Here is a 25,322-nt window from a genome sequence, read left to right as displayed (position 1 = left end):
GGTACACCCCGCCCGGCAGACAGGTGCAATGGCCTCGTGGCCGGGCGGCGGGATCGTCGTGGGCATGCGAGACAAGCGAATGTCATCGAAGGACGTCGGGGCGCTGGTCCTGTTCCTCGTCGTGGCCTTCCTGGCCGCCGGGGTGCTGGGTGCCGTCCAGCCCGTGACGCGGATACCCGGCGAGGTCATCGAGCTCACCCAGTTCGGGCCCGCCCTCGGCGTCGGGCTGGCCGCCCTGCTGTGGCCGGACCGGGTACGGGCGCTGCTCACCGGCGCCGCGGAGCCGCCCGGCCGGGCCGGCGGCGGCCGCCCGGCGCTGCTGGTCGCCACGGCGCCGTTGATCATCGTCGCCAGCGCGGCGGCGTACGCCGCGCTGGCCGGGGACACGCGGGTGGCGGGCACCGCCGCCCCGTTCGCGCTGATCGCCTGGGCGCAGCTGGTCGGGGCGTGCGCCGAGGAGGTCGGCTGGCGCTGCTTCCTGCAGCCGTTGCTGCGCACCCGGTTCGGCCCGCTGGGGGCGTCGGTCGCGGTGGGCGCGGCGTGGGGCCTGTGGCACGTCCCCGTCCTCGCCGAACATCCGGTGTACGCCGCGGCGTTCCTGCTGGCGGCCGTGTCCATGTCGGTCGTGCTGGGGTGGGCGCTGGAGGGGATGGGGGAGCGCAGGCTGCCGCTCGCGGGCGGTTTCCACGCCCTGATCAACCTCGGCATGCTGCTGTTCATGGACGAGGAGTCGGGCGCGGTGCTGCCGATGGCGCTGTTCGGCGCGTCGTGCCTGGCCGCGGCGGTGGTGTGGACGTGGGCGAGCCGCCCTGGCGGGGCACCGGCTAGGATTCCCGCGGTCCTGAAAGATGTCCGATAAGCCACGCCCAGCCGCCGCCCGCGCCGGCATCGCGCTCGGCAGGTGCCAGCTGGCGAGCCTGCACGCCCTCGCGGTGCCGGCGGTCGGCGCGCTCGTGGTGCTCGCCCTGCTGCTGGTGCCCGTCGGCGTCGGCCTCTGGCTGCTGCCGCCCGCCGCGCGCGCCCTGCGGGCGATGTCCGACATCGCCCGCTCGCGCGCCGACCGGTGGAGCGGCGTCCCCGTCGACCCGCCGGAGCCGCTGCCCGGCCGGGACCGCGCCGCGAGCGGCCCGCGGCGGGCCGGCGCGATCCTCGGGGACGACGGCTTCTGGCGCGACGTGGTCTGGGCCTGGCTGGAGCCGGGGGTCGGCGGGCTGCTGGTCGCGGTGCCCCTCGCGCTCGTCGAGTACGGGGCGTTCGGCGCGCTGGTGCAGCCGTTCGTCTGGCGACTCCTCGACGACGGCAACTGGTACGCGTTCATCCCCGTGAGCAGCACGGCGGCCATGCTCGCGGCGCTGCTGCTGGGCCTGGCCCTCGCGGTCACCGGCCTGCTGCTGGCCCCGGTCCTCCTGCGCCTGCACGCCCGGTGGAGCCGGTGGCTGCTGGCCGCGCCGCGCGCCACCCGGCTCGCCCGCCGGGTGGCGCGGCTGACCGACACCCGCACCCGGGCCCTGGACATCCAGGCCGCCGAACTGCGCCGCATCGAACGGGACCTGCACGACGGCGCGCAGGCCCGGCTCGTGGCCCTCGGCATGACGCTGGACCGCGCCACCCGCCTGCTGGAGACGGATCCGGGGACCGCCAGGGAACTGCTGCTGGACGTCCGCGGCACGTCCGAGCGGGCGCTCGCCGACCTGCGCGACCTGGTCCACGGCATCCACCCGCCGGTGCTCACCGACCGGGGCCTGGGCGACGCCGTCCGGTCCCTGGCGCTCGACAGCTTCCCCGCCCTCGACGTCCACGTCGAGGATCGGCTGACGGGCCGGCCCCCGGCGCCGGTCGAGGCCGCCGCCTACTTCGCGCTGAGCGAGGCGTTGACGAACGCGGCGAAACACTCCGGCGCCCGCGAGCTCCGCGTCGCGCTCACGCACCGGGACGCGCTGCTGCGGTTCGCCGTGACCGACGACGGGCGGGGCGGCGCCGACGTCTCCCGGGGCACGGGACTGGCCGGCGTGCGGCGCCGGTTGGATACCTTCGACGGAACCCTCGACCTGCGCAGTCCGCCGGGCGGGCCGACCACCGTGACAATGGAGATCCCATGCGCGTTGTCCTAGCCGAAGACCTCTTCCTGCTGCGGGACGGACTCACCCGCACGCTGGAGGAGCACGGCTGCGAGGTCGTGGCGGTGGACAACGGGCCTTCGCTGCTGCGCGCGCTGCTCGCCGAGGGGGACGCGGCGCCCGACGCCGCCGTGGTCGACGTCCGGCTGCCGCCGACCTTCACCGACGAGGGCCTGCGGGTCGCCCTCCAGGCCCGCCGCCGGCGTCCCGGGCTGCCCGTCCTCGTGCTGTCCCAGTACGTCGAGCAGCTCTACGCCAACGAGCTGCTGGCCGGGGGCGAGGGCGCCGTCGGCTACCTGCTGAAGGACCGGGTCACCAACACGGAGCAGTTCGTCGACGCGGTCCGCCGGGTCGCGGCCGGGGGCACGGTGATGGACCCCCAGGTGATCTCCAGGCTGCTGTCCCGCGGCGACGCCCGGGGCACGATCGGCACCCTGACGCGGCGCGAGCGCGACGTGCTCGAGCTGATGGCCGAGGGCAGGTCGAACGCCGCGATCGCCGGCGGCCTGCACATCAGCGAGAGCGCCGTCGCCAAGCACACCGCGAGCGTCTTCGACAAGCTGCGGATAGCGCCCTCGGCGGACGCCAATCGCAGGGTGCTGGCCGTACTGGCGTATCTCAAACGCTAGCCGCGGCACCAGGTGGGGTGGGGCCGGGTCGAGCGGGGCCGGGGGAGGGGGTTGGACCGCGGAGGAGCGGAGAGACGTGGAGATTCTGGTACTGGGCGCCCTGGAGATCAGGCGGGACGGCGAGATCGAGGCGGTGTCGGGCCCGCTGCGGCAGGTGCTGCTGGGCGTTCTGCTGGCCCGGGCCAACCAGGCGGTGTCGGTCGACGTGCTGACGGACGCGCTGTGGGGGGACCAGCCGGACGAGCGGGCCGTGCAGCGGCTGCACCTCCACGTGCACCGGCTGCGGTCGGTGCTGGGCGACGGGGACCGGCTGTCCTTCGACCAGAACGGGTACCGGCTGCGGTTGTTGCCGGGGGAGTTGGACGCGGAGCGCTTCGAGACGCTGGTGACCGAGGGGGAGCGACTCGCCGACGAGGATCCGGAGCGGGCGGCCGAGGTGCTCCGCCGTGCGCTGCGGCTGTGGCGGACCACCCGGGCCCCGTTGGCGGAGGTGGACGTCCCGCTGGTGGCCGACTGGTCGAACCGGTTGACCGAGCGCCGGCTGGCCGCCTACGAGACGCTGTACCGGGCCGAGCTGGCGTGCGGGCCGAGCGCGGACGTCGTCGGGGAATTGGCCGAGCTGGTACGCGACCATCCCCTCCGGGAGCGGCTGCACGGGCTGCTGATGGTCGCCCTGTACCGGTCGGGGCGGCGGGACGAGGCGCTGGCGGCCTATCGGGTGGCACGGCGGCGACTCGTCGAGGAACTGGGCCTGGAGCCGGGACCCGAGCTGCGCGAGGTGGAGCGGCGGATCCTGGGCGGTGAGCCCGTGGAGGTCGGCGGGGAGCGCCGGCCGGAGGCGGCGTTGCCCGCCCAGCTGCCCGGGGACGTGGCCGGGTTCGTCGGCCGGGAGGGGGAGTTGGCGGAGCTGGACGGGCTGCTCTCGGTCAGCGGCGCGGGCACCGGACCCGTGGTGGTGACGGCGGTGACCGGCACGGCCGGGGTGGGGAAGACGGCGTTGGTGGTGCGCTGGGCGCATCGGGTGCGGGAGCGGTTCCCCGACGGTCAGTTCTACGTCGACCTGCGCGGCTACGGTCCCGACCGGCCGGTGACGCCCGAGGACGCGCTGGGGGCGTTCCTGCGCGCGCTGGGGCTGGAGGGCGCGGCGATGCCGCAGGACCTGGCCGAGCGGGCCGCGCGGTTCCGCACGCTGGTGGACGGGCGGCGGATGCTGGTGGTCCTGGACAACGCCCACAGCGTGGAGCAGGTGCGGCCGCTGCTGCCGGGCAGCCCGACCTGCTTCGCGCTGGTGACCAGCCGGGACGCGCTGGCCGGGCTGGTGGCCCGGGACGGCGCCCGCCGCATCGTCCTGGACCGGCTCACCCCCGGGGAAGCACGCCGCCTGCTCCACGAACTGCTCGGCGAGCGGGTGGCGGGCGAGCCGGAGGCGAGGGACGCGCTGATCGAGCGGTGCGCCCGGCTGCCCCTGGCGTTGCGGATCGCCGCCGAGCGCATCAGGGCCCAGCCGGGGCGCGGCGTCGCCGATCTGGTCGGCGAGCTCGCCGACCAGCAGGAGGCGCTGGACGCGTTGGACGTCGAGGGCGACCCGCACACGGCGGTGCGCGCGGTGTTCTCCTGGTCCTACCAGCGGCTGGACCCGGCCGTGGCCCGGGTGTTCCGGCTGCTGGGCGTGCACCCCGGGCACGACACCGATGCCTACGCCGTCGCGGCCCTGGCCGACGACGGGCTGCGGCAGACCCGGCGGGCGCTGCAGGTGCTGCTGCGGGCGCATCTGGTCGACCAGGTCTCCGGGGGCCGGTACCAGGCGCACGACCTGCTGCGCGCCTACGCCGCCGATCTGGCCGCGCACACGGACAGCGCCGACGGGCGCGCCGCGGCGCTGGTCCGGCTGCGCGGCTACTACCTGTTCACCGCCTCGATCGCGATGGACCGGATCGCGACCCACGAGTACCCGCGCCGGCCGCGGGTGCCGGCGTGGCCGGGCGAGGCGCCGCCGTTCACGGGCTACGAGCAGGCCTGGCGCTGGCTGGGCGCCGAATGGGCCAACCTGCTGGAGGTCACGGTCGAGGGCGAACCGACCTTCGTCGTCCTGCTGTCGGAGACGCTGTGGCGGTTCGTGAAGATCGGCGGGTACTACGACGAGGCGATCACGCTGTACGCCCGGGCGCTCCGGGGGGCGCTCACGGTCGGCGACGCGCTCGCGGAGGCGAACGCGCGACGCGTGCTCGGCGGCCTCATGAGCGGGGTGGGCGACGACGCCCCCGCGACGGACCACCTGGAACGGGCGCTGGCCATCTACGAGCAAGTGGGGGAGCCGCTGCTGCAGGCCGCCGCGCTCAACAACCTCGGGGTCCTCTGCACCCGGAAGGGCGACCTGTCGGCGTCGACCCGGCACCTCGAGAAGGCGCTGGCCATGGGGCGGCTCGGCGGCTGGCAGTTCCACTGCGCGATCATGGTGAACCTCTCGGAGAACCTGCGGGCCCTCGGCAGGTACGAGGAGGCCATCGGGCACCTGGAGGGCGCCTTCGTCCTCTTCCGGGACAACGGCGACCGGCCCAACGTGTCCTACGCGCTCGGGTACCTGTCCGAGCTGTACCTGTTCACCGGGCGCGACGAGGAGGCGCTCGAGCACGCCAACCGGGCCCTGGCCCTGTCCCGTGAGACGGGCTTCCGGGTGATCGAAGCGGTCTGCCTGCGGGTGCTCGGCGCCCTTCGCCAGAAGGCGGGCGACGACAGGGAGGCGCTGAGCCTGCACGACCAGGCGCTGGAGCTCACCCGCGCCGTGGGCGACACGAAGAAGATCGCCACGGCGCTCAACGCGCTGGCTCGCACCCACACCGGCGCCGGCCACCCGGCCGAGGCGCTGCGCCTCTACGGAGAGTCCCTGACCGTGGCGGAGAAGGGCCACGGCGAGGAACAGGGCCACGCGCACGCGGGCATCGCCGAGGTGCACGCCGGGCTCGGCGAACACGACCGGGCGCGTGACCACTGGCGCCGGGCCCTCGAGCACTACGAGGCCCTCGGCCTCCCCCACGCGGCCCGGACACGGGCACGCCTGGAGTCGCCCGAGCGGTGAGGGACTCACCAAACGAGCGGTGAGGGAGCCGTGAGGGACTCACCAAAAGAGGGGACAGGCGTCCCGTGCCCGCCGTGGCCTACCGTTGACCCGCCACCGGGCAGCCCCCGTCCTTCGCGCTCGAAGGAGAACCATGAGTGAGGATCCCCCCGTCATCATCGGTGACGCCTTCGGGACGGCCGCGATGCGTTGCTGGACGTCGGGCATGCGCCCGGGAGTCAGCCACGAGATCGTCGAACGCGACGACGGCCATCTGCACGCGATGGACATGGTCCGGCTGTTCGGCCCGGACCCCGCGGAGTGGAAGCAGGTGGAGCGCCTGGCGTGCGAGCGCGTCGAGGGCCGGATCCTCGACGTGGGATGCGGTCCCGGCCGGCATGCCGTCTTCCTGACGAAGAACGGCCATGACGTCCTCGGGTTGGAGCCGTCGAGCGGCGCGGCGGCCGTGGCCCGGGCCCGCGGGGTGGAGGTCGTCGAGGCCGCGGTGCTCGACGCGCGGGACATCGGCACCTTCGACACGGTGGTCATGCTCGGGAACAACCTCGGACTGCTGGGGGGACACGAGCAGGGGCGGGCCGTGCTCGCGCGCCTGGCCCGCCTCGCCGCCCCGGGAGCCCAGGTGCTCGCGTGCACCCAGGACCCGAGCAGCACGGACCCCGACCATCTGGCCTACCAGGAGCGGAACCGGCGACGCGGCCGGCTACCTGGCCAGCTCCGCATGCGCTACCGGGACCGCCGGCTGGCCACCCCCTGGTTCGACTATCTGCTCGCCACCCCCGACGACGTGCGGGCCACCGTCGCCGACACGGACTGGGTGGTGGCCGCGGTCGAGCGGCACGGGAGCGACTACCTCATCCAACTCCGGCTGCGCGGCTGACGGCTCGTCCGACCAGGTCACCGAGCAGGGCGGCCCGCACCAACTCCGCCTTGTTGCCCAGGCCCAGCTTCGCCCGGATCCGCTTCACGTACGTGTCCACCGTGTGGTGGCTGATCCCCAGCTGCCGGCCGACCTGCAGATGCGTCAACCCCTCGGAGATGAGGCGCAGGACCTCACACTCCCGGTCCGACAGGGCGGTGCGGGCCGGATCCCCGGCATCCGGCCGGTCGTGGGGCGCGGTCGGTCCGAGCGGCCGTGCGACAACGGGCGAGGACCGGGCCGCCATGCTCAGCACGGCCTCGGTGAAGACCCGCACGTCCGAGTCCTTGTCGATGACGCCGAGCACGCCCATGCGCGTCCAGTAGCGCAGGCCCCGCTCGTTCCCGTCCGCCGTGATGACGAAGGTGCCGGCCTGTCGAACGGCTCGCCGGACATAGGCGTGCGCGGTGGCGGCCGGCAGGGCCTCCGGTTGTATCAGGACCGCGTCCGCTCGGGCGTCGGGTCCGTGCGCGGCGGACCTCCGCGCATGGATCACCTCCGCGCCGGCCGCTGAAAGCGCATGTTTCAGGCCGTAGAGAAACACGGGCTCGCACGCCACGATCTCCGCTTTCATGCCAATGCACACTTCCTTCCGGGCGTCTGCCGCCAGTGGGCAGGAAGTGTGGCCCATACCGGTTTCGCGGGCTTGAAAGCGAGACGAAAGCGCCGCCGCCATCATCGACATCGTGGGCGGGCGGCGACAACGTCAGGAAGCGCGGGACAGGATGATCTCCTCCACGTCGGTCAGGAACGCGCGGATATCATCCGGCGGGACGAAGCCGGTGTCCGTGTAGAGCGAGAGGCCGTTCGGGGCGAAATAGTCGAAGAACCTGAGGCGTGCGATGTCCGAATGGCTCTTGTGCACCCATGCGAACGAACGGTGTGGTGGCGTGTCATCCGGGGTGCGCCCGCTCCGGGTGGGGCCCACGGAGTTGAATCCGGTATCGGTGTCCAGGTCGCGCCCGGTGGTTTCGGCGACGGACCCGATGAGCTCCCTGACCCGCCCCGGCGGGTACTGGGCGTGCTGGTAGGCGCGGAGCACCGCGGACTGTGCCGACCCGGCGATCTGGGCGAAGGGGCCGCGCAGGTCGACGACGACGGGGACGCGCTGCGGGAGGTTCATGACGGAGTCCCGCAGCTCCGGGGTGTGGCGGTTGCCGCACATGACGGTGATCGCGCAGGAGTCCTGGTCGAGATACCTGCCGTACGCGACCGCCACCGCCGAGAGGACCACCGACCGCTCGGTCCTGCCCACGCGTCGGGCGAGGGCGGGGATCGCCGTCGCGAGGGCGGGGGAGGTGAGGGTGCCACGCCAGAAGCGGGGCTCGCTGGGCCGCCGCGCCGGCAGGCGGAAGGCGGGGAACCTCTCCAACTGCCGCCTCCAGTACGTGAGCGCCCGCTCCGCCCGCGCGCGGGCCCGCGGCGTCCGCTCGTAGGCGGCCTGGTCCAGGGGCTGGCGACACGAGAGGGACAGCCCCGCCGGCGGGTCGTCTCCGCGCAGCAGGGCGGTCAGATGCCGGTGCAGCACCTGGAGGCCGGCCCCGTCGGTGGCCAGATGGGAGACGGTCAGGACGATCCAGCGGGGTTCGTCCCCGGCCAGCACGACGGTGGTCCGCAGCGGGAAGTCCGTGGTGTGGTCGAACCCGCCACCGCCCCACGTCCGCGCCGGATCCTCGTCCGTCGGGGCGTCCGTGTCGTCCATGGTGGCGAGGTCGATCGCCAGGGAGCCGGATCCGGCGACCTCCTGCCGCGTCTCGCCGGCCGGTCCCGCGACGAGCCGGGTGCGGAGCGACTCGTGACAGGTCACGAGCGCCACGAGCGCCGACGTGACGCGGGCCAGGGCGGTCCCCTCCGGCACGTGCACCGACACGGCCAGGCTCCGTTGGTCCTCCGGCGGCTGGCGGCGCAGCGCGTTCCAGATGTAGCCCTGGCCGTCCGTCAGTGGCCCCGACCGGGCGCGCAGACCGCGGAATCGCACGGTTGTCATCGAACGTTCTCAGCCTTCTCCGTTCTCGTCAGGCGGTTTCCGACTTCTCCGCAAGGATCAGGCGGGCCATTCCGCGAACGGTGTGCGCCTCGTCGTACATGGAGTACGGGGAGAGCTCGACCTCGAAGGCCTGATGGACCATGTGCAGAATCTGGGCGCCGGTCAGCGAGTCGCCGCCGAGAAAGAAGAAGTCCTCCTCGGGGTCGACGGAGGGCAGGGCCAGCACGTCCTGCCAGATCCCCGCCACTGCGGCTTCCAGGGGATGCGACGTCGTCACGACGGACTCCTCCTCTTGTTCGGCGGCGGTGACCTGCCCCAGGCTCTCCGCCACGTCCCTTCTGTTGATCTTTCCGCCCCGGCCCCGGGGAAGGGCGTCCACGAAAACGATCGTGCGCGGCACCTTGAAGGGCGCCAGGCGCTCCGCGGCGTACTTCCTGACGTCCTCCGCGCGAAGCTCCTGATCGCCGGGAACGATGGCCACGCCGACGTCCTCCTGGAGCACGTCGTGCGGCACCGGAAACGTCACCGCGTCGGCGACGGACGGATGGTCGGCGAGCACCTCGTCGATCTCGGCGGGCGAGATCTTCTCGCCGCCGCGGTTGATGATCTCCTTGATCCTGCCGTGCAGCGTGAGGTAGCCGTCCGCGTCCAGGCTCCCCAGGTCCCCCGTGCGGAACCAGCCGTCGACGAAGGAGACACGGTTGGCCTCGGCATCGTCCAGATAGCCGCCGATGACGTTGGCGCCACGGATGACGACCTCACCGACCTCGCCGACCTCGCTCAGGCCGAGGGGCCCGGCGCCGTTCCCGCTCAGGATCGCCACGTCGGAACCCGTGGGGCGGCCGATGGTGCCCGGCCGCCTGAGCCCGGGATCCAGCGGGGAGGAGGCGATCTGGTGCGCCTCGGTCATGCCGTAGGACTCGACGACGGGAAGCAGGTAGTTCCGCTCCAGCCGCTCCCGCAGCGACTCAGGAAGCGGTCCCGAACCGGCGCGCAGGAAGCGCAGTCCGGAGGTCGCCAGGTCGTCGAGTCGGCCCTCGAAGCGGTCGAGGATCTGCCGGTGCATGGTCGGGCTGGCGGAGTACCAGGTCACCCCCCACCGCCGGATCCAGTCCGGCATCCGGTCCGGGAGGAAACCCTCGGCGAGCACGATGCTGGACCCCGCGGCGAGCGAGGCGACGAGGGAGCCGACCAGACCCTGGACGTGGAACAGCGGCATGACGTTGAGCCGCCGGTCGGCCACGTCGAGCCCGTAGCAGCTGACCGTGGCCCGCGCGCCGGCCAACACGTTGCGGTGGGTCAGGGGCACCAGTTTGGACCGCCCCGTGGTGCCGGAGGTGGCGAGCAGGAACGCGACGTCCCCGGCGGCGGCGGGGGCGGGCTCGCGGCGGTCGCCACCCGCTGTCCCGGTCCTCGGGGAGACGGGGCGCACGGTCCCGGACGGTCCCGCGAGCGTCAGCACCTCCGCCCCCAGGTCCGCCGCCAGGTCCGTGGCCAGCCGACCGGCCACCGAGCGCTCCGCGGCGACGACCACCGCGCGGGGGCGCACCCGGGCGAGGAGACGCCGGAGCTCCGGCTCCCGCAGCGTCGGGTTCACCGGCAGGCAGACGGCGTGCGCGGCCACCGCCAGGGTGGCCACCGCCGTGTCGAACCCGTCGGGAACCATGAGCGCCACGCGGTCCGCGCGGCCGATACCGCGCCCCCGCAGGACGTCCCCGAGCGCCACCACCCGCCGGTACAGCTCGGCGTACGTCAGGCGCCGCCCGCCCGTGTCGAGGAGCGCCGGGTGCGGGCCGCGGGCGAGGGACTGGACCCGCAGCAGCTCCCCGAGGGTGGCCGCGGTCGCCGCGGTGCCGCCGTAGTCCTGACGCAGCGTCATGACAGCCGCTCCGCGAGGTCGCACAGCCGGGAAACGCTCGCGAGGGCCTCGTCCACGGGCACCCCGAAGTCGATCAGGCACGCCAGTTCCTGGACGCCGCTTTCGGCGAAGGACGCGGCCCTGTCGGCCACCGTCCCGGGACCGCCGATCAGCCCGGCCCAGTCGGTGATCCGGCCGACGCCGCGTTCGATGATGTCGCGCACCTGCTCCTCGCCGACCGCCGTGGCCGCCGGCGGGCCGCTCGCCTTCCCCTCGGCGAACCGCGCCCGCATGTCCAGGTTGGCCCGCAGATAGCCGCGCAGCGGGTCGGCGACCGCCTGCCGCGCCGTCGCGTCGTCGGCGCCGACGAACGTGTGCACCATCAGCGCGATGGCCGCGCGGTCCCGGTCGGCGGCGGCCCGGGCCTCCTCCCAGTACGTCTTCGCGTTGGTCTCCAGGACCGTGGGCGAGTTGAAGTTCAGGTTGGTGAGCACCGGCAGCCCGGCGGCGCCGGCCCGGGCGAACGTCGAGGTCGACTGCGCCGTCAGCCACACCGGCAGCTCGGGCTGCACCGGGCGCGGCAGCGACCCGATCTCGACGGTGTTCCCGGCGCCGTTGCGGCGCGGCAGCCGCTCGCCCCGCCAGAGCCGGCGCACCGTCTCGACGCGCTCCCAGGTCAGCTCCCGCCTCGCCTCGTAGTCCTGCGGGGCGAGGACGAAGTCGTTGACGTTCCACCCGGAGCCGAACGACAACTCCACCCGGCCGCCGGACAGCTGGTCGACGACGGACCACTCCTCCGCGATCCGCAGCGGATCGTGCAGCGGCGCGATGACGCTGCCGGCCCGCAGCCGGAGCCGGGAGGTGGCGACGGCGACGCCGGCGGCCAGCACCGCGGGATTGGGGTAGGGGCCGCCGAACTCCGTGAAGTGCCGCTCGGGCAGCCACACCGCGGTCACCGGCGAGTCGTCCACCCGGCGCGCGGCCTCCAACAGCAGGCGGTAGTGGTCCTGGTGGCCGGAGCCACCGGCGGCGAAGAACATCAGGCTGAAGTGCATGGCCGTCGCCTTCCTACGAGCCCGGGGTCGGGGTCTGGACCGAGGTCGGGGCCGCGGCCCGCAGCCACACCCGGAGCAGTTCGCGCCGGTGCCCGGAGTCGGGCCCGTCCGTGAAGGCCGTGCGGCTGTGCAGCATCCATCGGTTGTTGACGAACAGCACCTGCCCCCGGCGCAGTCGATGGCGCAACGCCACCCCCGGCGCGGCGAGGTGCGCGTCCAGGGCGTCGAACGCCCGGGTCTCCTGGCGGGTGAGGGGCCGGCCGGCGGCGCGATGCCCGCGGTGGATCCGGGCCCGGTTGTAGAGGACGCGGAGCTCGTCGCCGGACCGGCGGAAGACGGGGGAGGGCACGAGCGGCGGCTCGTTCTCCGGCACGTCGCCGCTGCGGTCGAAGAGGAACTCGCCCTCCAGCGTCGCCACGCACTCCGGGTCCTCGGCGGCCAGCGCCCGGTACGCCAGGTGGCCGCTGGCCAGCAGCGACTCTCCTCCCTCCGCCGCCTCCCTGACCGTCAGCAGCCCGAAGACGTCGGGGGTGGCGTTGGCGAAGTCGGTGTGGAAGCCCAGGGCGCGGTTGGTCTTGGCGCCGCGCACGGTGGCCCGCCCCTCGTTGCGGACCCGGTCCACCCGCTGGCCCTCGATGTTCTGCCGTATCGGCTCGCCGAAGAGGCCGGCCAGCAACCACAGCGTCAGGTCGGCGTCGCCGCCCACGGCCGCCACCGGGAAGTCGTCCACCACGGCGAAGCCGATCGTCCGCAGCAGCCGCCGCACCCGGGTCGCCCACGCCGCCTGCGGCTCCACCGGGAAGTCCTCGGGGCGCAGCGGTTCGGGCCAGCCGTGGGAGGGCCGCAGCCGCCGCGTTGCCTGCACCAGCAGTTCGCCCGCGGTGGCGTCGAGCGGAACGGTCCAGTGCGTCGGTTCGGAGAGGCCGTCCCCGCGCCACGCCGGGGCGTGGCGGAGGGCCGCGCTGTCCGGGGTGGGTGGCGTCATCGGCTGCCCGCCCCGTCCTCGTCCGGCTGGCTGCGGACCGCCCGGACATAGGTCCTCGGGAAGCGCACCGCGCGCCGCCCCGCCTCCACCTCGACGCGCAGCACGGCGATCAACTCCGCCGCCTCGGCCGGGGTCAGCGCCTCGTCGATCGCCTCCTGCAGCGTGGGCTGGTCGGGGCCCGCCGCGATCTTCCTGGCCTCGTCCCACACCGGGAGGGGCCAGTCCGACGTGTCGCTGATCTCCGTCTCGTGCAGCATGCTGATCGTTCGGAAGCCGGCGGCCTCCACCCAGGTCAACAGCTGCCGCTCGTCCCAGTCGGCGTAGGTGTCGGGCCGGTGGGCGAGCAGCACGTCGCGCACCCGGGCGGCGAGATGATCCACGCCCTCGGTCCGATAACCCAGCAGCCTTCCCGGCACGACCGGGCCGGGGAACATCTGGATGAACGACAGACGCCCGCCCGGCAGCAGCACCCGGTGATACTCGCGCAACGCCCGCTGCCGGTCCGGCACGTAGTTCAGGATGGAGCGCATCAGGACGACGTCCACCTCGCCGCTGCCGACGGGGGAGAGATCGTCGGGCTGCAGCCTCAGGAACTCCGCGCGGTGGGCCAGGCCGGCGTCCTGGACGTTCTTCCGGCATGCCTCCAGCAGTTCGGCCGACCGTTCCGTGAAGACGACGGTGCCCGTGTCCCCGACGCTCTCCAGGGCCGCGAGCCCCAGGTAGCCGTCCCGGGAGGCGATGTCCAGCACGGTGTCGCCAGGACGCACCTCGGCCAGGGCCATGATGCGGGCGCGGATCGGGGCCAGGAAGGCGTCGGTCTTCCTGCGGGCCTGCTCGTTGCCTCCGAAGCGGCGTTCCAGCACCCACCGCGCCCAGCGGTCCGGTGAAACCTCGCGACTGACCTGGCTTTTCGTGTTACCCGGCATGACCACCACCTGGCGTGCGGACGAGGGATGACAGGCCACCGATGCAAGCACCGGAAGGTTGGCGAAACGCCAATTCGCCCCCGCCAGGCTGGAATCGCTTTCACTCGGGTGACGGGAGGGGATCGACGTGCACGTGTCGGCCGAGACTCCCGCGTCCGGGCGATGGACCGCTCGGCTGGCCGGCTACGTGTGGCGTCGCCGACCGGCACTCGTCGTGGCCTGCGGCGCCTCGCTGGTGCTCGCCCTGGCCACCGCGGTGGTGCCGGTGCTGCAACGGGTGGTCGTCGACGACGTGATCGTGGCCGGACACCGCTCCCTCGGCTCCGTGCTCGCCGTGCTGGGCGGTGTTCTCGCGGCCGGGTTCGTCGCCGCCTGGATCCAGAAGACCGCGTCCGGGCGGCTCTCGCTGCTGGTCCAGCACGATCTTCGGACGGACATGTTCCGCTCGCTCATGGGCACGGACGGGCACGCCCAGGCCCGGCTGCGGGCCGGGAACGAGATCAGCCGCGTCACCTCGGACCTGTCGGGACTGCACGGCCTGGTCGAGCAGCTGCCGAGCACCGCGGGCCACCTCCTGATGTTCGCGCTGGCCCTCGGCTTCATGCTGAGCATGTCCCCGCTGTTGACGTGCGTGGCGCTCCTCGTCGGCCCGGTGATCTGGTTCGTCACCCGCCAGGCGCACCGGCGGTTGCCCGCCGCCGCACAGCAGGTGCAGCGCCGCACCGCCGAGATCACCGAGGAGATCAACGGCGCGGTGGTCGGCGTGCGGGTGGTGAAGGCGTTCGTCCAGGAACGCCGGCACCAGACCGCGGTGGGGGACCTGGCCCGGCGGCTGTTCGACGACCGGATGCGGCTGGTCAGGGCGCGCAGCGTCTTCGGCCCGTTGCTCGGCTCGGTGTCCGCGTTCGCGCAGGTCGCGGTGTTGGCCGTGGGCGGCGGCATGGCGGTGCGGGGCACGATCTCGGTGGGCACCTTCCTGGCCTTCAGCTCGTATCTGGCGCTGATGGCGGGGCCGGTCCGGATGCTGGCGGGACTGATTCCCACGGTGCAGCAGTGCTCGGCGGCCGCCGAACGGGTCTTCCAGCTGGTCGACACCCGCCCCCGCGTCGTCGAGGCGCCGGACGCCGTTCCGGTCGACGCCGGCCCGGTCGGCGTGCGTTTCGCGGACGTCGGCTTCGGCTACGGATCGGGACGGCCCGCGCTCGACGGGCTGAGCCTGACCGTGCGACCCGGCGAGATCCTGGCCGTGGTCGGCCCCTCCGGCGCCGGGAAGTCGACGCTGTCGCCGCTGCTGACGCGCCACTACGACGCGACGCGGGGCGCGGTCCTCGTCGGGGAGCGCGACGTCCGGGAGCTGACGCTGGAGTCGTTGCGGGACACGGTCGGCGTCGTCGCGCAGGACAGCTTCCTCTTCGCCGACACGGTGCGGGCCAACCTGGTCCACGGGCGCCCCGACGCCGCCGAGGAGGACATCGTCGCGGCCGCCCGGGTGGCCCAGGCGGACGAGTTCGTCGGGCGCCTGCCCGACGGGTACGACACCGTCGTCGGCGAGGCCGGGCACACCCTGTCCGGCGGTCAGCGGCAACGCATCGCCCTCGCCAGGACGCTGCTGGCCGCGCCCCGGGTGCTGCTGCTCGACGACGTGACCGCGGCCGTGGACCCGCGCACCGAGGCGGACATCCTCGCCGCACTGCGCAAGTTCCTCCCCGGCACGACGACGCTCATCATCACCCAACGGGGCTCCGCGCTGGCCCTCGCGGACCGGGTCGCCGTCCTCGACCAGGGGCGCGTCACCGACGTCGGGACGCTGCCGGAGGTCGAGGCCCGCTCCCCGCTGGTCCGGGCCCTGGTCGCCGCGTCCGCCGCGCCGCTGGAGCCGGAGGATCCGGCCGATCCGGAAGCCGTGGCACGGGCGGTGCGGGCCGTCCCGGCCGCGGCCGCCGTGCCCGTCCCGCCGCCGGCCGCGGAGTCCGCCCCTGTCCCGGACCGAGACGCGGCGCCGGGCCCGGCCCCGGACGCGAACCCGGACGCGGAGCCGGCGGCGAGCCTCCGCCCGCTGCTGTCCCCGCTGGCCCGGCGCATCGGCCTCGGCCTCGGCCTCGTCGTGCTCGCCTCGTGCTGCATGCTCGCGCTGCCCCTGGTCATCCGGGCGGGCATAGACGCCGGCATCCAGGACCGGGACCTCGGGGTCATCGCCGTCGCCTCGCTGTGCGGACTGGTCGTGGTGTTCGGCGGCTTCCTGCTCTCCCTGGCGCAGATCCGGGTGACCGGGCGGACCGGCGAACTGCTGCTCAGATCGGTCCGGGTGCACGTCTTCACGAAGTCCCAGCGAGTCGGCCTCGACGTCTACGAACGCGAGGGCTCGGGGCGGGTGATGACCCGGATGACCGTGGACGTCGACACGCTCGCCGCCTTCCTGCAGGCGGACCTGTCCAACGGACTGTCCAGCCTGCTCTGGGCGGTGGGCGCCAGCGGTCTGCTGCTCGCGGTGGACCCCCGGCTCGGGATGGTCATGCTGGCCGCCCAGCCGCTCCTGCTGCTCGCCACCCTCCTGTACCGGTCGCGGTCGACGGCCGCGCTGAACGACGCCAGGAGCCGGACGGCCGACCTCTCAGGGGCGCTGCACGAGCACATCGGCGGCCTGCGGCTCACCCAGCTCAGCGGATCCGAGCGCCGGTCCACCGAGCGGTTCACGCGGCTGGGCGAGGAGTTCATGGCCGCCAGCCTGCGGGCGCAGCGGCAGTCGGCCACCTATCTGACCTGCACGCGGCTGGTCACCGACGTGACCACGCTGGTCGTGATCGCCCTGGCGGCGCACTGGATCGGCGAGGGCGCCATGACCGTCGGCACGCTGGCGGCGTTCCTCCTGTACATCGGCGTCTTCCTGTCGTCCGTGCAGAACCTGGCGGAGTTCTTCGAGGGGCTGCAACGCACCTCGGTGAGCCTGCGCCGGGTGGACGCCTTCCTGCGGACGCGCGAGAACCCGCCGCCGCCGTCCCGTCCCGCGCCGTCGCCGGCGCGGCTGGCCGGCCGGCTCGCGCTGGACCGGGTGCACTTCGCCTATCCGGGGACCGCGACCCCGGTGCTGGGCGAGGTCAGCCTCTCGATCCAGCCGGGGCAGACGGTGGTCCTCGCCGGGAAGACGGGCGCGGGCAAGTCCACCCTCGTCAAGCTGCTGGCCAGGTTCTACGACGCGGACTCCGGGGCCGTGCGCGCCGACGGCCTCGACGTGCGGGACGTGGACCTGAGGGGATACCGCCGCCGGCTGGGCATGGTGCCGCAGGAGACGTTCCTCTTCCCCGGCACCGTCGGCGACAACATCGCCTACGGTCGGGCGGCGGCGACCCGCGACGAGATCGAGGCCGCGGCCACGGCCATCGGGGCCCACGCCGTGCTCAGCGCCCTCCCGGACGGCTACGACTACCGCGTCGCCGCCGGCGGAAGCAACCTCTCCGCCGGGCAGCGGCAGCTCGTCGCGTTGGCCAGGGCCCAGCTCATCGACCCCGACGTGCTGCTGATCGACGAGGGGACCGCGGCCCTGGACCCGCTCACGGAGCGGACGGTCACCCGAGCCCTGCTTCGGCTGGCCAGGGACCGGACGACGGTCATCGTCGCGCACCGCCTGTCGGCCGCCGCCGCGGCGGACCGCGTCGTGGTCATCGAGGACGGGCGCATCGCCGAGCAGGGGCGGCACGAGGACCTGCTGCTGGCCGACGGCCCCTACGCCCGGCTGTGGCGGGCGCGGGCCATGGCCGCGGCGTGACGGCATCAGCTGACAAACCACCACCACGAAACGGTCAGGAGCCACGGTGAACCGAACGGAGAGTTTCCTCGACGGCAGCCACATGGTCATCGAAGTGGGAGGCGCCGCGCCGGATGTCTTCTCCCTTGTGGAACGCAAGGGGTTGGGGCATCCGGACACGCTGGCCGACCACTTGGCCGAACGGCTGTCCCGGGTCTACAGCCAGTACACCCGGCAGCACTTCGGGGCGGTGCTGCACCACAACTTCGACAAGCTCGCGCTGCTCGGCGGCTCGTGCGAGGTCCGCTACGGGGGCGGCGCGATGCGGGACCCGGTGCGCGTGCTGGTGAACGGCCGCGCCGCGTTCCGGTGCGGCGACGCCGACGTCCCCGTGCGCTCGCTGGTCGAGGAGGCCGTGCGCGGCTTCTTCGCGGAGCGGCTGCCCGAACTCGACGGCAGGCTGCGCATCGACCTCAACGTGACGCAGAACCCGAGCCCGGGGGCGGTCGTCACCGACGGCCGGGACGGCGACCGGACCCGGTGGTTCGCGCCCCGCTCCATCGAGGACCTCAGGGAGCGGCGGACCGTCCTGGCGAACGACACGTCGCTGGGCACCGGATGGGCGCCGCTGAACCCGTTGGAGTCGTTCACGACGGCCCTGGTCAACCACCTCTCGGGGGACAGTGAGTTCACCCGGGCCCATCCCTGGTGCGGCACGGACGTCAAGCTGATGGGCTACGCCGACGAGGACCGGGCGGACATCGTCCTCGCGGTGCCGCAGAAGTCGGCGCACGTGCCGTCCCGGGCCGCCTACCTGGCGAACCGGGAGACGGTGCTCGCCGAGTGCCAGCTGTTCGCCGATCGCCTGCTGCCAGGACTGCGCACCTCGTTCCGCCTCAACGCCCGGGACATCCCGGAGAAGGACGAGCTGTACCTCACGCTCACCGGCAGTTCGATCGAGTCGGGCGACGAGGGCGTCGTGGGACGGGGAAACCGGGTCAACGGGCTGATCACGCCGCTCCGCCCCATGAACCTGGAGGGCGCCAACGGCAAGAACCCGGTGTACCACGTCGGCAAGCTCTACAACCTGGCGGCCAACCGCATCGCCGAGCGTCTCGCGGACGAGACGGGCTCGTACGCCGAGGTGCACCTGGTCAGCGCCACCGGCCAGCGCCTCGACCGGCCGTGGCGGATCCTGGTCCGGCTCGCCGACACCACCGTCTCGCTCGACAAGGTGCAGGCGATCGTCATGGAAACCCTCGACGACTTCCCCGGGCTGACCGACGAACTGGTGTCGGCGGGCGTGCGACTTGCCTGAGGGGCGCGCGGACATGGACGCGGACATGGACACGACGGTCGGCACCCGGTTCGCGGGCGAGGATCCGGGCCGCTACAGCCCGCGGCTGGAGATTCGTCGCTGCCGGGCACGACAGCTGACGGGTCGTCAGAGGTCCGTGGAGCCGGTCAGGTCGCTGCTCGTCTGCACGAATCCCCGGGCGGGCAGTTGGATGCTGTGCACCGCCCTGGCCCAGACGTCGGTGGCCGGCTATCCCAGCGAGTACCTCATCCCCTGGGACGAGAAGGAGTGGTCCGCCCTCTGGGGGGCCCGGGACTACGAGGCGTTCCTGGCCGGCATGAGACGGGAGGGCACCTCGGCCAACGGGCTGTTCTCCGTCAAGCTGATGTGGGGACACGTGGAGCACCTGCGCGACCGGGTCCGCGAGCTCGACGCCTACCGGGCGCTCGACGCCGCCGACCTGCTGCCGGCCGTTTTCCCCGAGCCGACCTACGTGTGGCTGAGCCGCCGGGACACGGTGGCGCAGGCGGTCTCCCACGCCCGCGCGGTGACCAGCGGTACCTGGGCGGTCGGCGCGGCGGAACGGCCCGACGCGCCACCGGATGCCGCCGCCTTCGATCCGGACCTCGTCCGGCGGCTGCACACCGAGGTGCTGGAACAGGAGGAGGCGTGGCGGCGGCTCTTCGCCAGCCGCGGCGTCGAACCGCTGCGGCTGTGGTACGAGGACCTGGTCGCCGACTTCGACGGGTGTCTGCGCCGGGTGCTGGCGCACGCCGGGCTGGACTGGCCCGCCACCGCACGGCCGCCGCGCCCCCGGGTGGCCCGCCAGTCGGCCGCCGGCGGCGACCCCTGGCTCCCCACGGCGCGCCGGTTGCTCGGCGACGCCGCCACCGTGGAGGGGGAAACGCGATGACGGCGGCGAGACACCCGAGCGGCACGACGGGGGTGGGCGTGGTCGGCTGCGGCCGCATCAGCCCCGCCTACCTGACCGCCCCGGAACGCTTCCCGGGGCTGCGGATCGTGGCGTGCGCCGACGTCGACCCCGCGCGCGCCGCGGCGCGCGGGGAACAGTTCTCGGTCCCGGTCAGCCCCGACGTCGACTCCCTGCTCGCCCGGCCCGACGTCGACGTGATCGTCAACCTCACCCCGCCGGCGCGGCACGCGGAGGTGAGCATGGCCGCGATCCGCGCCGGCAAGTCGGTGTACGCCGAGAAGCCGCTCGCCACGGACCGGGAGGAGGCCGCCTCGGTGCTCCGCCTCGCCCGGCAGGCCGGCGTCGAGGTCGGCTGCTCTCCCGACACCTTCCTCGGGCCGCCGCTGCAGACGGCGCGGCGCATGCTGGACCAGAACGCCATCGGCAGGCCGGTGGGCGCCGTCGCCTGTTTCACCTCCGCGGGCCCGGAGCTGCGCCACCCGGACCCCGGGTTCCTCTACGAACAGGGCGCGGGCCCGCTGTTGGACATGGGGCCCTACTACGTCACCGCCCTGGTGAGCCTGCTCGGGCCCGTCGTCCGGGTGTCCGGCGCCGCCACCAGCGGCCAGGACCGGCGCCTCGTGATGGCGGGGCCGGCCCGCGGCAGCACGGTCCCGGTGTCGGTCCCCACCCACGTCACGGCGAACCTCGAGTTCGCGAACGGCGTCGTCTGCTCGCTGATCACCAGCTTCGACGTGTGGGCCGCGCGGCTGCCGCGGATCGAGATCTACGGCACCGAGGGCTCGTTGAGCCTCCCGGACCCCGACGGCTACGAGGGACGGGTCCTGCTCCGCCAGGCCGGCTGGACGCAGTGGCGGGAGGCGGAGGGCCCGCGCTTCCCGGCCGGGCGGGGCATCGGGCTCGCCGATCTCGCCCTCGCCGCCCGCCTGGGCGACCGCCCCCGCGCCGACGGCCGGCTGGCCCGTCACGTGCTGGACGTCCTGCTGTCCGTTCTGGAGTCGGCCGAGCACGGGACGCACCAGGACGTGGCGAGCACCTGCCCCCGGCCGAGGCCCGTGGGGCCCACGGGAATCACCGAAAGCACGGGAAGCACGGCAAGCACGGGAGCCACCGAAAGCACGGCAAGTGCGGCAGGCACGGGAAGCACGGGAAGCACGGGAAGCACGGGAGCCACCGAAAGCACGGCAAGTGCGGCAGGCACGGCAAGCACGGCAAGCACGGCAAGCACGGCAAGTACGGGAGAGGAGACGGAGGATGACCGCGATGCCTGACCGGCTCGCCATCGACGGGGGGACCCCGGTGCGGCAGGTCCCCTACCCGCGCGGCCGCGGGGCGGAGCTGCTGGGTGCCGAGGAGATCCGGCGGGCGACCGGCGTCCTCGGCGACGGCGCGCTGTTCCGTTACGGACCCACCGCCGGCGGTCGGGTGACCGCGGTCGAGGACGAGCTCCGCCGGCGGTGCGGCACCCGCCACGCGCTCGCCCTCAGTTCGGGCAGCACGGCCCTGTCCACGGCGCTCACCGCACTCGGGGTGGGCGAGGGGGACGAGGTGATCGTTCCCGCGGTCACCTTCGTCGCGACGGTGGGCGCCGTGGTGATGGCCCGCGCCGTGCCCGTCTTCGCCGAGGTGGACGACTCCCTGACGCTCGACCCCGCATCCGTCGCCGCCAACGTCACCGAGCTGACCCGGGCCGTCATCCCGGTCCACCTGGACAACGTCGCCGCGGACATGACGGGCATCGGCCGGGTCGCCACCCGCCACGGCCTGTTCGTCCTGGAGGACGCGGCACAGGCGGCCGGCGTGCGCTTCCACGGGCGCCCCGCAGGCAGCTTCGGGGACGCCGCGGCCCTCAGCTTCCAACAGGGCAAGAACATCACCTGCGGCGAGGGAGGCGCGCTGCTCACGTCCGACTGGGACGTGTACGACCGCGCGCTGCGCTTCCACGACCAGGGCGGCCAGTTCACCACCAGCACCGGATCCCGCAGCCACCACTCGGGGGCCCCGTTCATCGGCACCAACCAGCGCATGACCGAACTGGCCGCCGCGGTGCTGTCCGCGCAACTCGACCGGCTGGACGGCATCGTGTCCCGGTGCCGGGAGGTGGCGCGCGCGATCCGCGACGCGTTGGGCGACCTGCCGCTGACCTGGCGGCGCCTGCCCGATCCGACGGGGGAGGGCGGCAGTCTGATCTTCTTCACGGAGGACGCCAAGACCGCCGCCCGGTTCGCCGCGGCCCTCGCCGGCGAGGGCATCCCGGCCGGCCAGATGTACGGCGGTGCGCCGGTCTACCTCAACCCGGCGGTCCTGGAACAGCGAACCGCCTGGTCGGACGGCTGCCCGTTCGCGTGCCCCCGGCATCCCACGACCCGGCGCTACCACCCGGGCCTGTGCCCGGTCAGCGAGGACCTCTTCGGGCGTTCCGTCATCGTCGCCGTCAGTCCGGTGATGACCGACCGGGACGCGGAGGACGTGGTCACGGCCGTCCACAAGGTGGCGCGGCACCTGCTGTGATCACCGCGCCGTTCGCCCCGCCACGCCGTGGCGGCTCAGGATCCGGTGGAAGGAGGCCAGTTGACCCTCGGCGACAGCGTGCCACGAGGAGTACCGCGCGGCGAACCGCAACGCCTCGGCCGAAAGGTCCGGGTATCCCTCCGAGTCCAGCATCGCGAGCGCCGCGTCGGCCAGCGCCGCCGGGGCGTGGACCGGCACCCGGCGGACCGCCGGCGTGCGATAGGTGGCGCGCGCGAAGGGCACGTCGTAGGTGACGGCGGGCACGCCACACGCCAGCGCCTCCAGCAGCGCGATGGCGAACGTGTCCCCGGCGTAGGACGGATAGACGAAGACCCTCCCGGTCGCCAGGAGCCGGTACTTGTCCTCGCCGCGCACCCAGCCGGCCAGGTCCACCCGGTCGGCCACGCCGTGTCGCCGCAGCAGCGCGTGGAAGCGGCGTTCGTCGGCCCGGCCGGCGAACGTGCCCAGCACCAGCAGCCGCGACCCGGGCCGGTGCCGCGCGATCCGTTCGAGGATGCCGGGCAGCTGGAAGACGCCCTTGCCGGGGATCAGCTTCCCCATGAAGACGCAGTCGTACTCGGGTTCGGGAGGGCCGTGGCGCGGTGCCGTCGGGACCGAGACGGCGCTGCCCGGACTGGCCTCGGCGAAGACCAGCCCCGGGAAGTAGGTTCGCAGATAGTGGCCGACCGTCTCGTTGGCCGCGATCAGCGGCACCGTGCGCAGCGTGCGCACCGCCGCGCCCAGGCGGCGCAGCGTGAAGACCGCGCCGAGCGGGTCGCGGTCGCGCAGCACGCGGGCCACGGCGTCGCGCCGGAACGACGTGGGCCGCGGCGGGGCGTAGGCGAAGGGCATCGCGTGCAGCATGGCCGCGAACGGCACACCGGCCGCCCCCAGCCGGGTGGCGAGGGCCCGGACCAGGTCCCAGATCTCCCAGTAGAGCACCACGAGGTCGGCTCGCCATCCGCGTGCCTCCCGCGCCACGCGCGCGGCGACGGCGTCCGCGTCGCGGACGAACCAGCCGCGCGTGCGGTAGTCGAGGGGCACCACGGCGACCCGGCATCCCTCCGCGATGGCGCTGAACTCCGCGCCGGGCTCACCCAGCGAGAGCACCAGCACCTCGGCGCGCGCCGCCAGCGAGGGCAGCACACCCGCCAGCACGTTCTCCGCGCCGCGGCCCTGGCTCAGGTCCGGCGGGCACACGATCGCGACGCGCAGCCGGTCATCCGGCTCGGGGCGCGGACCTGCCGTGCCGTCCATGGATCTCCTCCTCGGAAAGGCGTCCACAATGGCTGACCACGTGGTCGAACTCGTCGCTGAGAGCGGTCGCTACCGGTTGGGCGCCCGGCTCGGCACCGGCACCTGGTGCGACACGTACCGGGCGGTCGACGCGCGGACCTCCGCGCCGGTCGTCGCCCAGCTGTTCCATCAGGACCTGACCGCGGACGCCGCGTTCCGCGAGCGGCTGCTCGGGATCCTGTCCGCGGTCGCCGCCCTCCGGCATCCGGCCCTGGTCGCCGTCCTCGACTTCGGCACGATGTCGGGATCGCGGGTGTGGAAGGTCCAGGAACGGGTGGCCGGACGCAGCCTGCTGGCCTGGACGGCCGAGGGCCGGCTCCACCCCGACCAGGCGATCGAGGTGGTGCTCGCGCTGGCCGACGCGCTCACCGCCGCGCACCACCACGGCGTCGTGCACGGCGGTCCGCACCCGGGCGTGGTGCGGATCGCCGGCACGGGCGCGGCGCCGCGGCCGAAGCTGAGCGACCTCGGACACGCGGTCGCCGACCGCGCGGCGGCCGGCCCGCGGCTGAGCGGCACCGTCGCCTTCCACCACGAGACGTGGGCGCCCGAGGTGCGCGCCGGCGGCGAACCGACGGTCGCCAGCGACGTGTTCGGCCTCGGCGCGCTGCTCCGGACGGTCCTGGCGTCCGGCGGGACGACGGCCCCGCCGGAACCGGCCGCCGCGCTGGCCGCCGTGGCCCGGCGGGCGACGGCGCGGGAGCCCGGCGACCGCTTCGCCACCGTCGCCGCGATGAGGACCGCGCTGGAACGCGCGCGGCGCACCACACACAGCCGAGCCTGAGGAGGCAGCGAGATGGACGACCCGGGCGCGACGGCGGCCTTCGACGGAGAACTCTCCGCGGGCCTGCGGGACCTGGGCTGGACGACCGGCAGCTGTTCGGGCTGCCGCCGGACCTACTTCACCCGGAACCGGGCCGAGGGCTGCGGAGACCCCCGGTCCGGCTGCGGGGAGTGGTACCGCTTCGTCGGCCGCCGGGCCGGGGTGCGGCACCGGCCGGCGGCGGAGGTCCTCGGCGTGATGACCGGGGTGTTCGAGGCCACCGGCTTCCGCAGGACGGTGCTGGAGAACCTGCTGTCGGCCGCGCGGGACACGTTCTTCGTGGTCGCGGGCGTGCAGCTGTTCGACGACGAGCTGCACCGGGGAGCCCAGGTGAAGGAGGGACGCTACCTGCTCGCCCAGCCCTGCGTGCGGGTCCGCACGCTGGCCCGGGTGGGCAGGAAGGAGGGCATCTCCAGCTCCTTCGTCAACCTCTGCACCGAACAGGCCAACGGCGACATGGCCGACTACCTCGCCCACCTGCGGGCCTGGACCGCGGCGCTGCTCGCGCTCGGCCTCGACGCCGACGGCCTCGCCCTCACCGTGGAGCCGGACCTCAGGCGCCGCGGCGAGCTGGCCTTCCGGACCGTCAACGTGACGTACTTCGGCTTCGAACTCGGCGAGGCGATCCTGCTGCGGGCGACGAACGACCGGCTCGCGGTGCGCAGCATCATCGACGTCGGGTTCGGCTTCGAGCGGATCGTGTGGGCGGCCAACGAGGCCGACTCCTACTTCTCGCTCATCGGACCGATGCCGTACGCCCTGGTGGGCCACCACCGCCTCGTCGACCTGGTGCGGACGATGACGCTGCTCGCCGGCGCCGGCCTCGTCCCCGCCAACAAGGGCAGGGGGCACGTCATGCGGCGCCTCGCGCAGCTCGCCTGCGCCGAACCCGAGGGCTCCGGAGCCGTCGTCGAGGAGGTGGCACGCCATTCCCACGCCTACTGGTCGGGCTTCCTGCGCCCACGGGTGGCGGCGGCCGAGAGCGTGCGCGCGGTGGTGGCCGAGGTGCACCGCAACGAGAACGTCGCCCTGGCCCGCCGGCTCGGACTGCGTATGACCGGCGCGGACTTCGGCGGCAGCCCCGAGGAGTTCATGACGGGTCTGCTGCGCAGCCGGCGAGTCGACCTGGCCGCGCTGCGCGCGGCGCTGGGGAGCCCGTGATTCCAATGA

General features: G+C 73.9%; 19 protein-coding genes. 12 read left to right on the top strand and 7 right to left on the bottom strand.

Annotated elements, in window-relative coordinates; all coding sequences use genetic code 11:
* Window positions 1-64: 64 nt before the first annotated feature.
* From ABGB06_RS34020 to ABGB06_RS34000, 5 genes are all read left to right on the top strand, one after another.
* Window positions 65-859 (top strand): type II CAAX endopeptidase family protein, encoded by a 795-nt coding sequence (locus ABGB06_RS34020; RefSeq protein ID WP_347597509.1) that lies wholly within the window; start codon window positions 65-67, stop codon window positions 857-859.
* Complete coding sequence (locus ABGB06_RS34015) at window positions 849-2,111, top strand: sensor domain-containing protein (protein ID WP_347597506.1); 1,263 nt, start codon at window positions 849-851, stop codon at window positions 2,109-2,111. The genes ABGB06_RS34020 and ABGB06_RS34015 overlap by 11 nt, the downstream gene beginning before the upstream one ends.
* Window positions 2,096-2,746: a response regulator transcription factor gene (locus ABGB06_RS34010; protein ID WP_347597503.1), complete on the top strand. Its 651-nt coding sequence runs from the start codon at window positions 2,096-2,098 to the stop codon at window positions 2,744-2,746. Before ABGB06_RS34015 ends, ABGB06_RS34010 begins: the two co-directional genes overlap by 16 nt.
* Window positions 2,747-2,822: 76 nt before the next feature.
* Window positions 2,823-5,822, top strand: a complete 3,000-nt coding sequence (locus ABGB06_RS34005) for a tetratricopeptide repeat protein (RefSeq protein ID WP_347597500.1) — start codon at window positions 2,823-2,825, stop codon at window positions 5,820-5,822.
* A gap of 133 nt (window positions 5,823-5,955) precedes the next feature.
* A complete protein-coding gene (locus ABGB06_RS34000) occupies window positions 5,956-6,699 on the top strand; it encodes a methyltransferase domain-containing protein (RefSeq protein WP_347597497.1) in 744 nt (247 codons plus the stop codon).
* On the opposite strand, the gene ABGB06_RS33995 is transcribed toward ABGB06_RS34000, so the two are convergent.
* Genes ABGB06_RS33995 through ABGB06_RS33970 form a run of 6 tightly spaced genes read right to left on the bottom strand, consistent with a single transcriptional unit; the run spans window position 6,674 to window position 13,549 of the window.
* Window positions 6,674-7,423, bottom strand: coding sequence for a response regulator transcription factor (locus ABGB06_RS33995; protein WP_347597495.1), 750 nt, complete (start codon window positions 7,421-7,423; stop codon window positions 6,674-6,676). The two genes, ABGB06_RS34000 and ABGB06_RS33995, sit on opposite strands and share 26 nt — an antisense overlap.
* 21 nt (window positions 7,424-7,444) lie before the next feature.
* The gene (locus ABGB06_RS33990) at window positions 7,445-8,725 is read right to left on the bottom strand and encodes a condensation domain-containing protein (protein WP_347597492.1); all 1,281 of its coding nucleotides are present in this window, start codon (window positions 8,723-8,725) and stop codon (window positions 7,445-7,447) included.
* A 28-nt stretch (window positions 8,726-8,753) separates the two neighbouring features.
* The gene (locus ABGB06_RS33985; RefSeq protein ID WP_347597489.1) at window positions 8,754-10,604 is read right to left on the bottom strand and encodes a non-ribosomal peptide synthetase; all 1,851 of its coding nucleotides are present in this window, start codon (window positions 10,602-10,604) and stop codon (window positions 8,754-8,756) included.
* Entirely contained in the window at window positions 10,601-11,638 is a 1,038-nt protein-coding gene (locus ABGB06_RS33980) for a MupA/Atu3671 family FMN-dependent luciferase-like monooxygenase (protein ID WP_347597486.1), read from the bottom strand. The genes ABGB06_RS33985 and ABGB06_RS33980 overlap by 4 nt, the downstream gene beginning before the upstream one ends.
* A gap of 13 nt (window positions 11,639-11,651) precedes the next feature.
* Window positions 11,652-12,623 carry a TauD/TfdA family dioxygenase gene (locus tag ABGB06_RS33975; protein WP_347597483.1) on the bottom strand — a complete coding sequence of 324 codons (972 nt, stop codon included), beginning with the start codon at window positions 12,621-12,623 and terminating at the stop codon, window positions 11,652-11,654.
* Entirely contained in the window at window positions 12,620-13,549 is a 930-nt protein-coding gene (locus ABGB06_RS33970; protein WP_347597480.1) for a methyltransferase domain-containing protein, read from the bottom strand. The genes ABGB06_RS33975 and ABGB06_RS33970 overlap by 4 nt, the downstream gene beginning before the upstream one ends.
* A gap of 127 nt (window positions 13,550-13,676) precedes the next feature.
* On the opposite strand from ABGB06_RS33970, the gene ABGB06_RS33965 reads away from it, so the two are divergent.
* From ABGB06_RS33965 to ABGB06_RS33945, 5 genes are read left to right on the top strand one after another with little or no spacing between them, the layout of a single operon-like run.
* Window positions 13,677-17,312 (top strand): ABC transporter ATP-binding protein, encoded by a 3,636-nt coding sequence (locus tag ABGB06_RS33965; RefSeq protein WP_347597477.1) that lies wholly within the window; start codon window positions 13,677-13,679, stop codon window positions 17,310-17,312.
* 46 nt (window positions 17,313-17,358) lie between these two features.
* A complete protein-coding gene (locus tag ABGB06_RS33960; protein WP_347597474.1) occupies window positions 17,359-18,609 on the top strand; it encodes a methionine adenosyltransferase in 1,251 nt (416 codons plus the stop codon).
* A 25-nt stretch (window positions 18,610-18,634) separates the two neighbouring features.
* Window positions 18,635-19,501, top strand: coding sequence for a Stf0 family sulfotransferase (locus tag ABGB06_RS33955; protein ID WP_347597471.1), 867 nt, complete (start codon window positions 18,635-18,637; stop codon window positions 19,499-19,501).
* Window positions 19,498-20,793 (top strand): Gfo/Idh/MocA family oxidoreductase, encoded by a 1,296-nt coding sequence (locus tag ABGB06_RS33950; protein WP_347597468.1) that lies wholly within the window; start codon window positions 19,498-19,500, stop codon window positions 20,791-20,793. Before ABGB06_RS33955 ends, ABGB06_RS33950 begins: the two co-directional genes overlap by 4 nt.
* On the top strand, window positions 20,777-22,033 hold the full coding sequence (locus tag ABGB06_RS33945) for a DegT/DnrJ/EryC1/StrS family aminotransferase (RefSeq protein WP_347597465.1): 1,257 nt from the start codon (window positions 20,777-20,779) through the stop codon (window positions 22,031-22,033). The genes ABGB06_RS33950 and ABGB06_RS33945 overlap by 17 nt, the downstream gene beginning before the upstream one ends.
* On the opposite strand, the gene ABGB06_RS33940 is transcribed toward ABGB06_RS33945, so the two are convergent.
* Window positions 22,034-23,290 (bottom strand): glycosyltransferase, encoded by a 1,257-nt coding sequence (locus ABGB06_RS33940; RefSeq protein WP_347597462.1) that lies wholly within the window; start codon window positions 23,288-23,290, stop codon window positions 22,034-22,036.
* A 28-nt stretch (window positions 23,291-23,318) separates the two neighbouring features.
* Between ABGB06_RS33940 and ABGB06_RS33935 the strand changes: the two genes are divergently transcribed.
* Window positions 23,319-24,113: a hypothetical protein gene (locus ABGB06_RS33935; protein WP_347597459.1), complete on the top strand. Its 795-nt coding sequence runs from the start codon at window positions 23,319-23,321 to the stop codon at window positions 24,111-24,113.
* Between the two features lie 12 nt (window positions 24,114-24,125).
* Window positions 24,126-25,313, top strand: a complete 1,188-nt coding sequence (locus tag ABGB06_RS33930) for a hypothetical protein (protein WP_347597456.1) — start codon at window positions 24,126-24,128, stop codon at window positions 25,311-25,313.
* Window positions 25,314-25,322: the final 9 nt, after the last annotated feature.

Source organism: Streptomyces sp. B6B3, from assembly GCF_039871525.1.
Lineage (GTDB): Bacteria > Actinomycetota > Actinomycetes > Streptomycetales > Streptomycetaceae > Streptomyces.
This window is presented reverse-complemented; position numbering and strand designations above follow the sequence as displayed.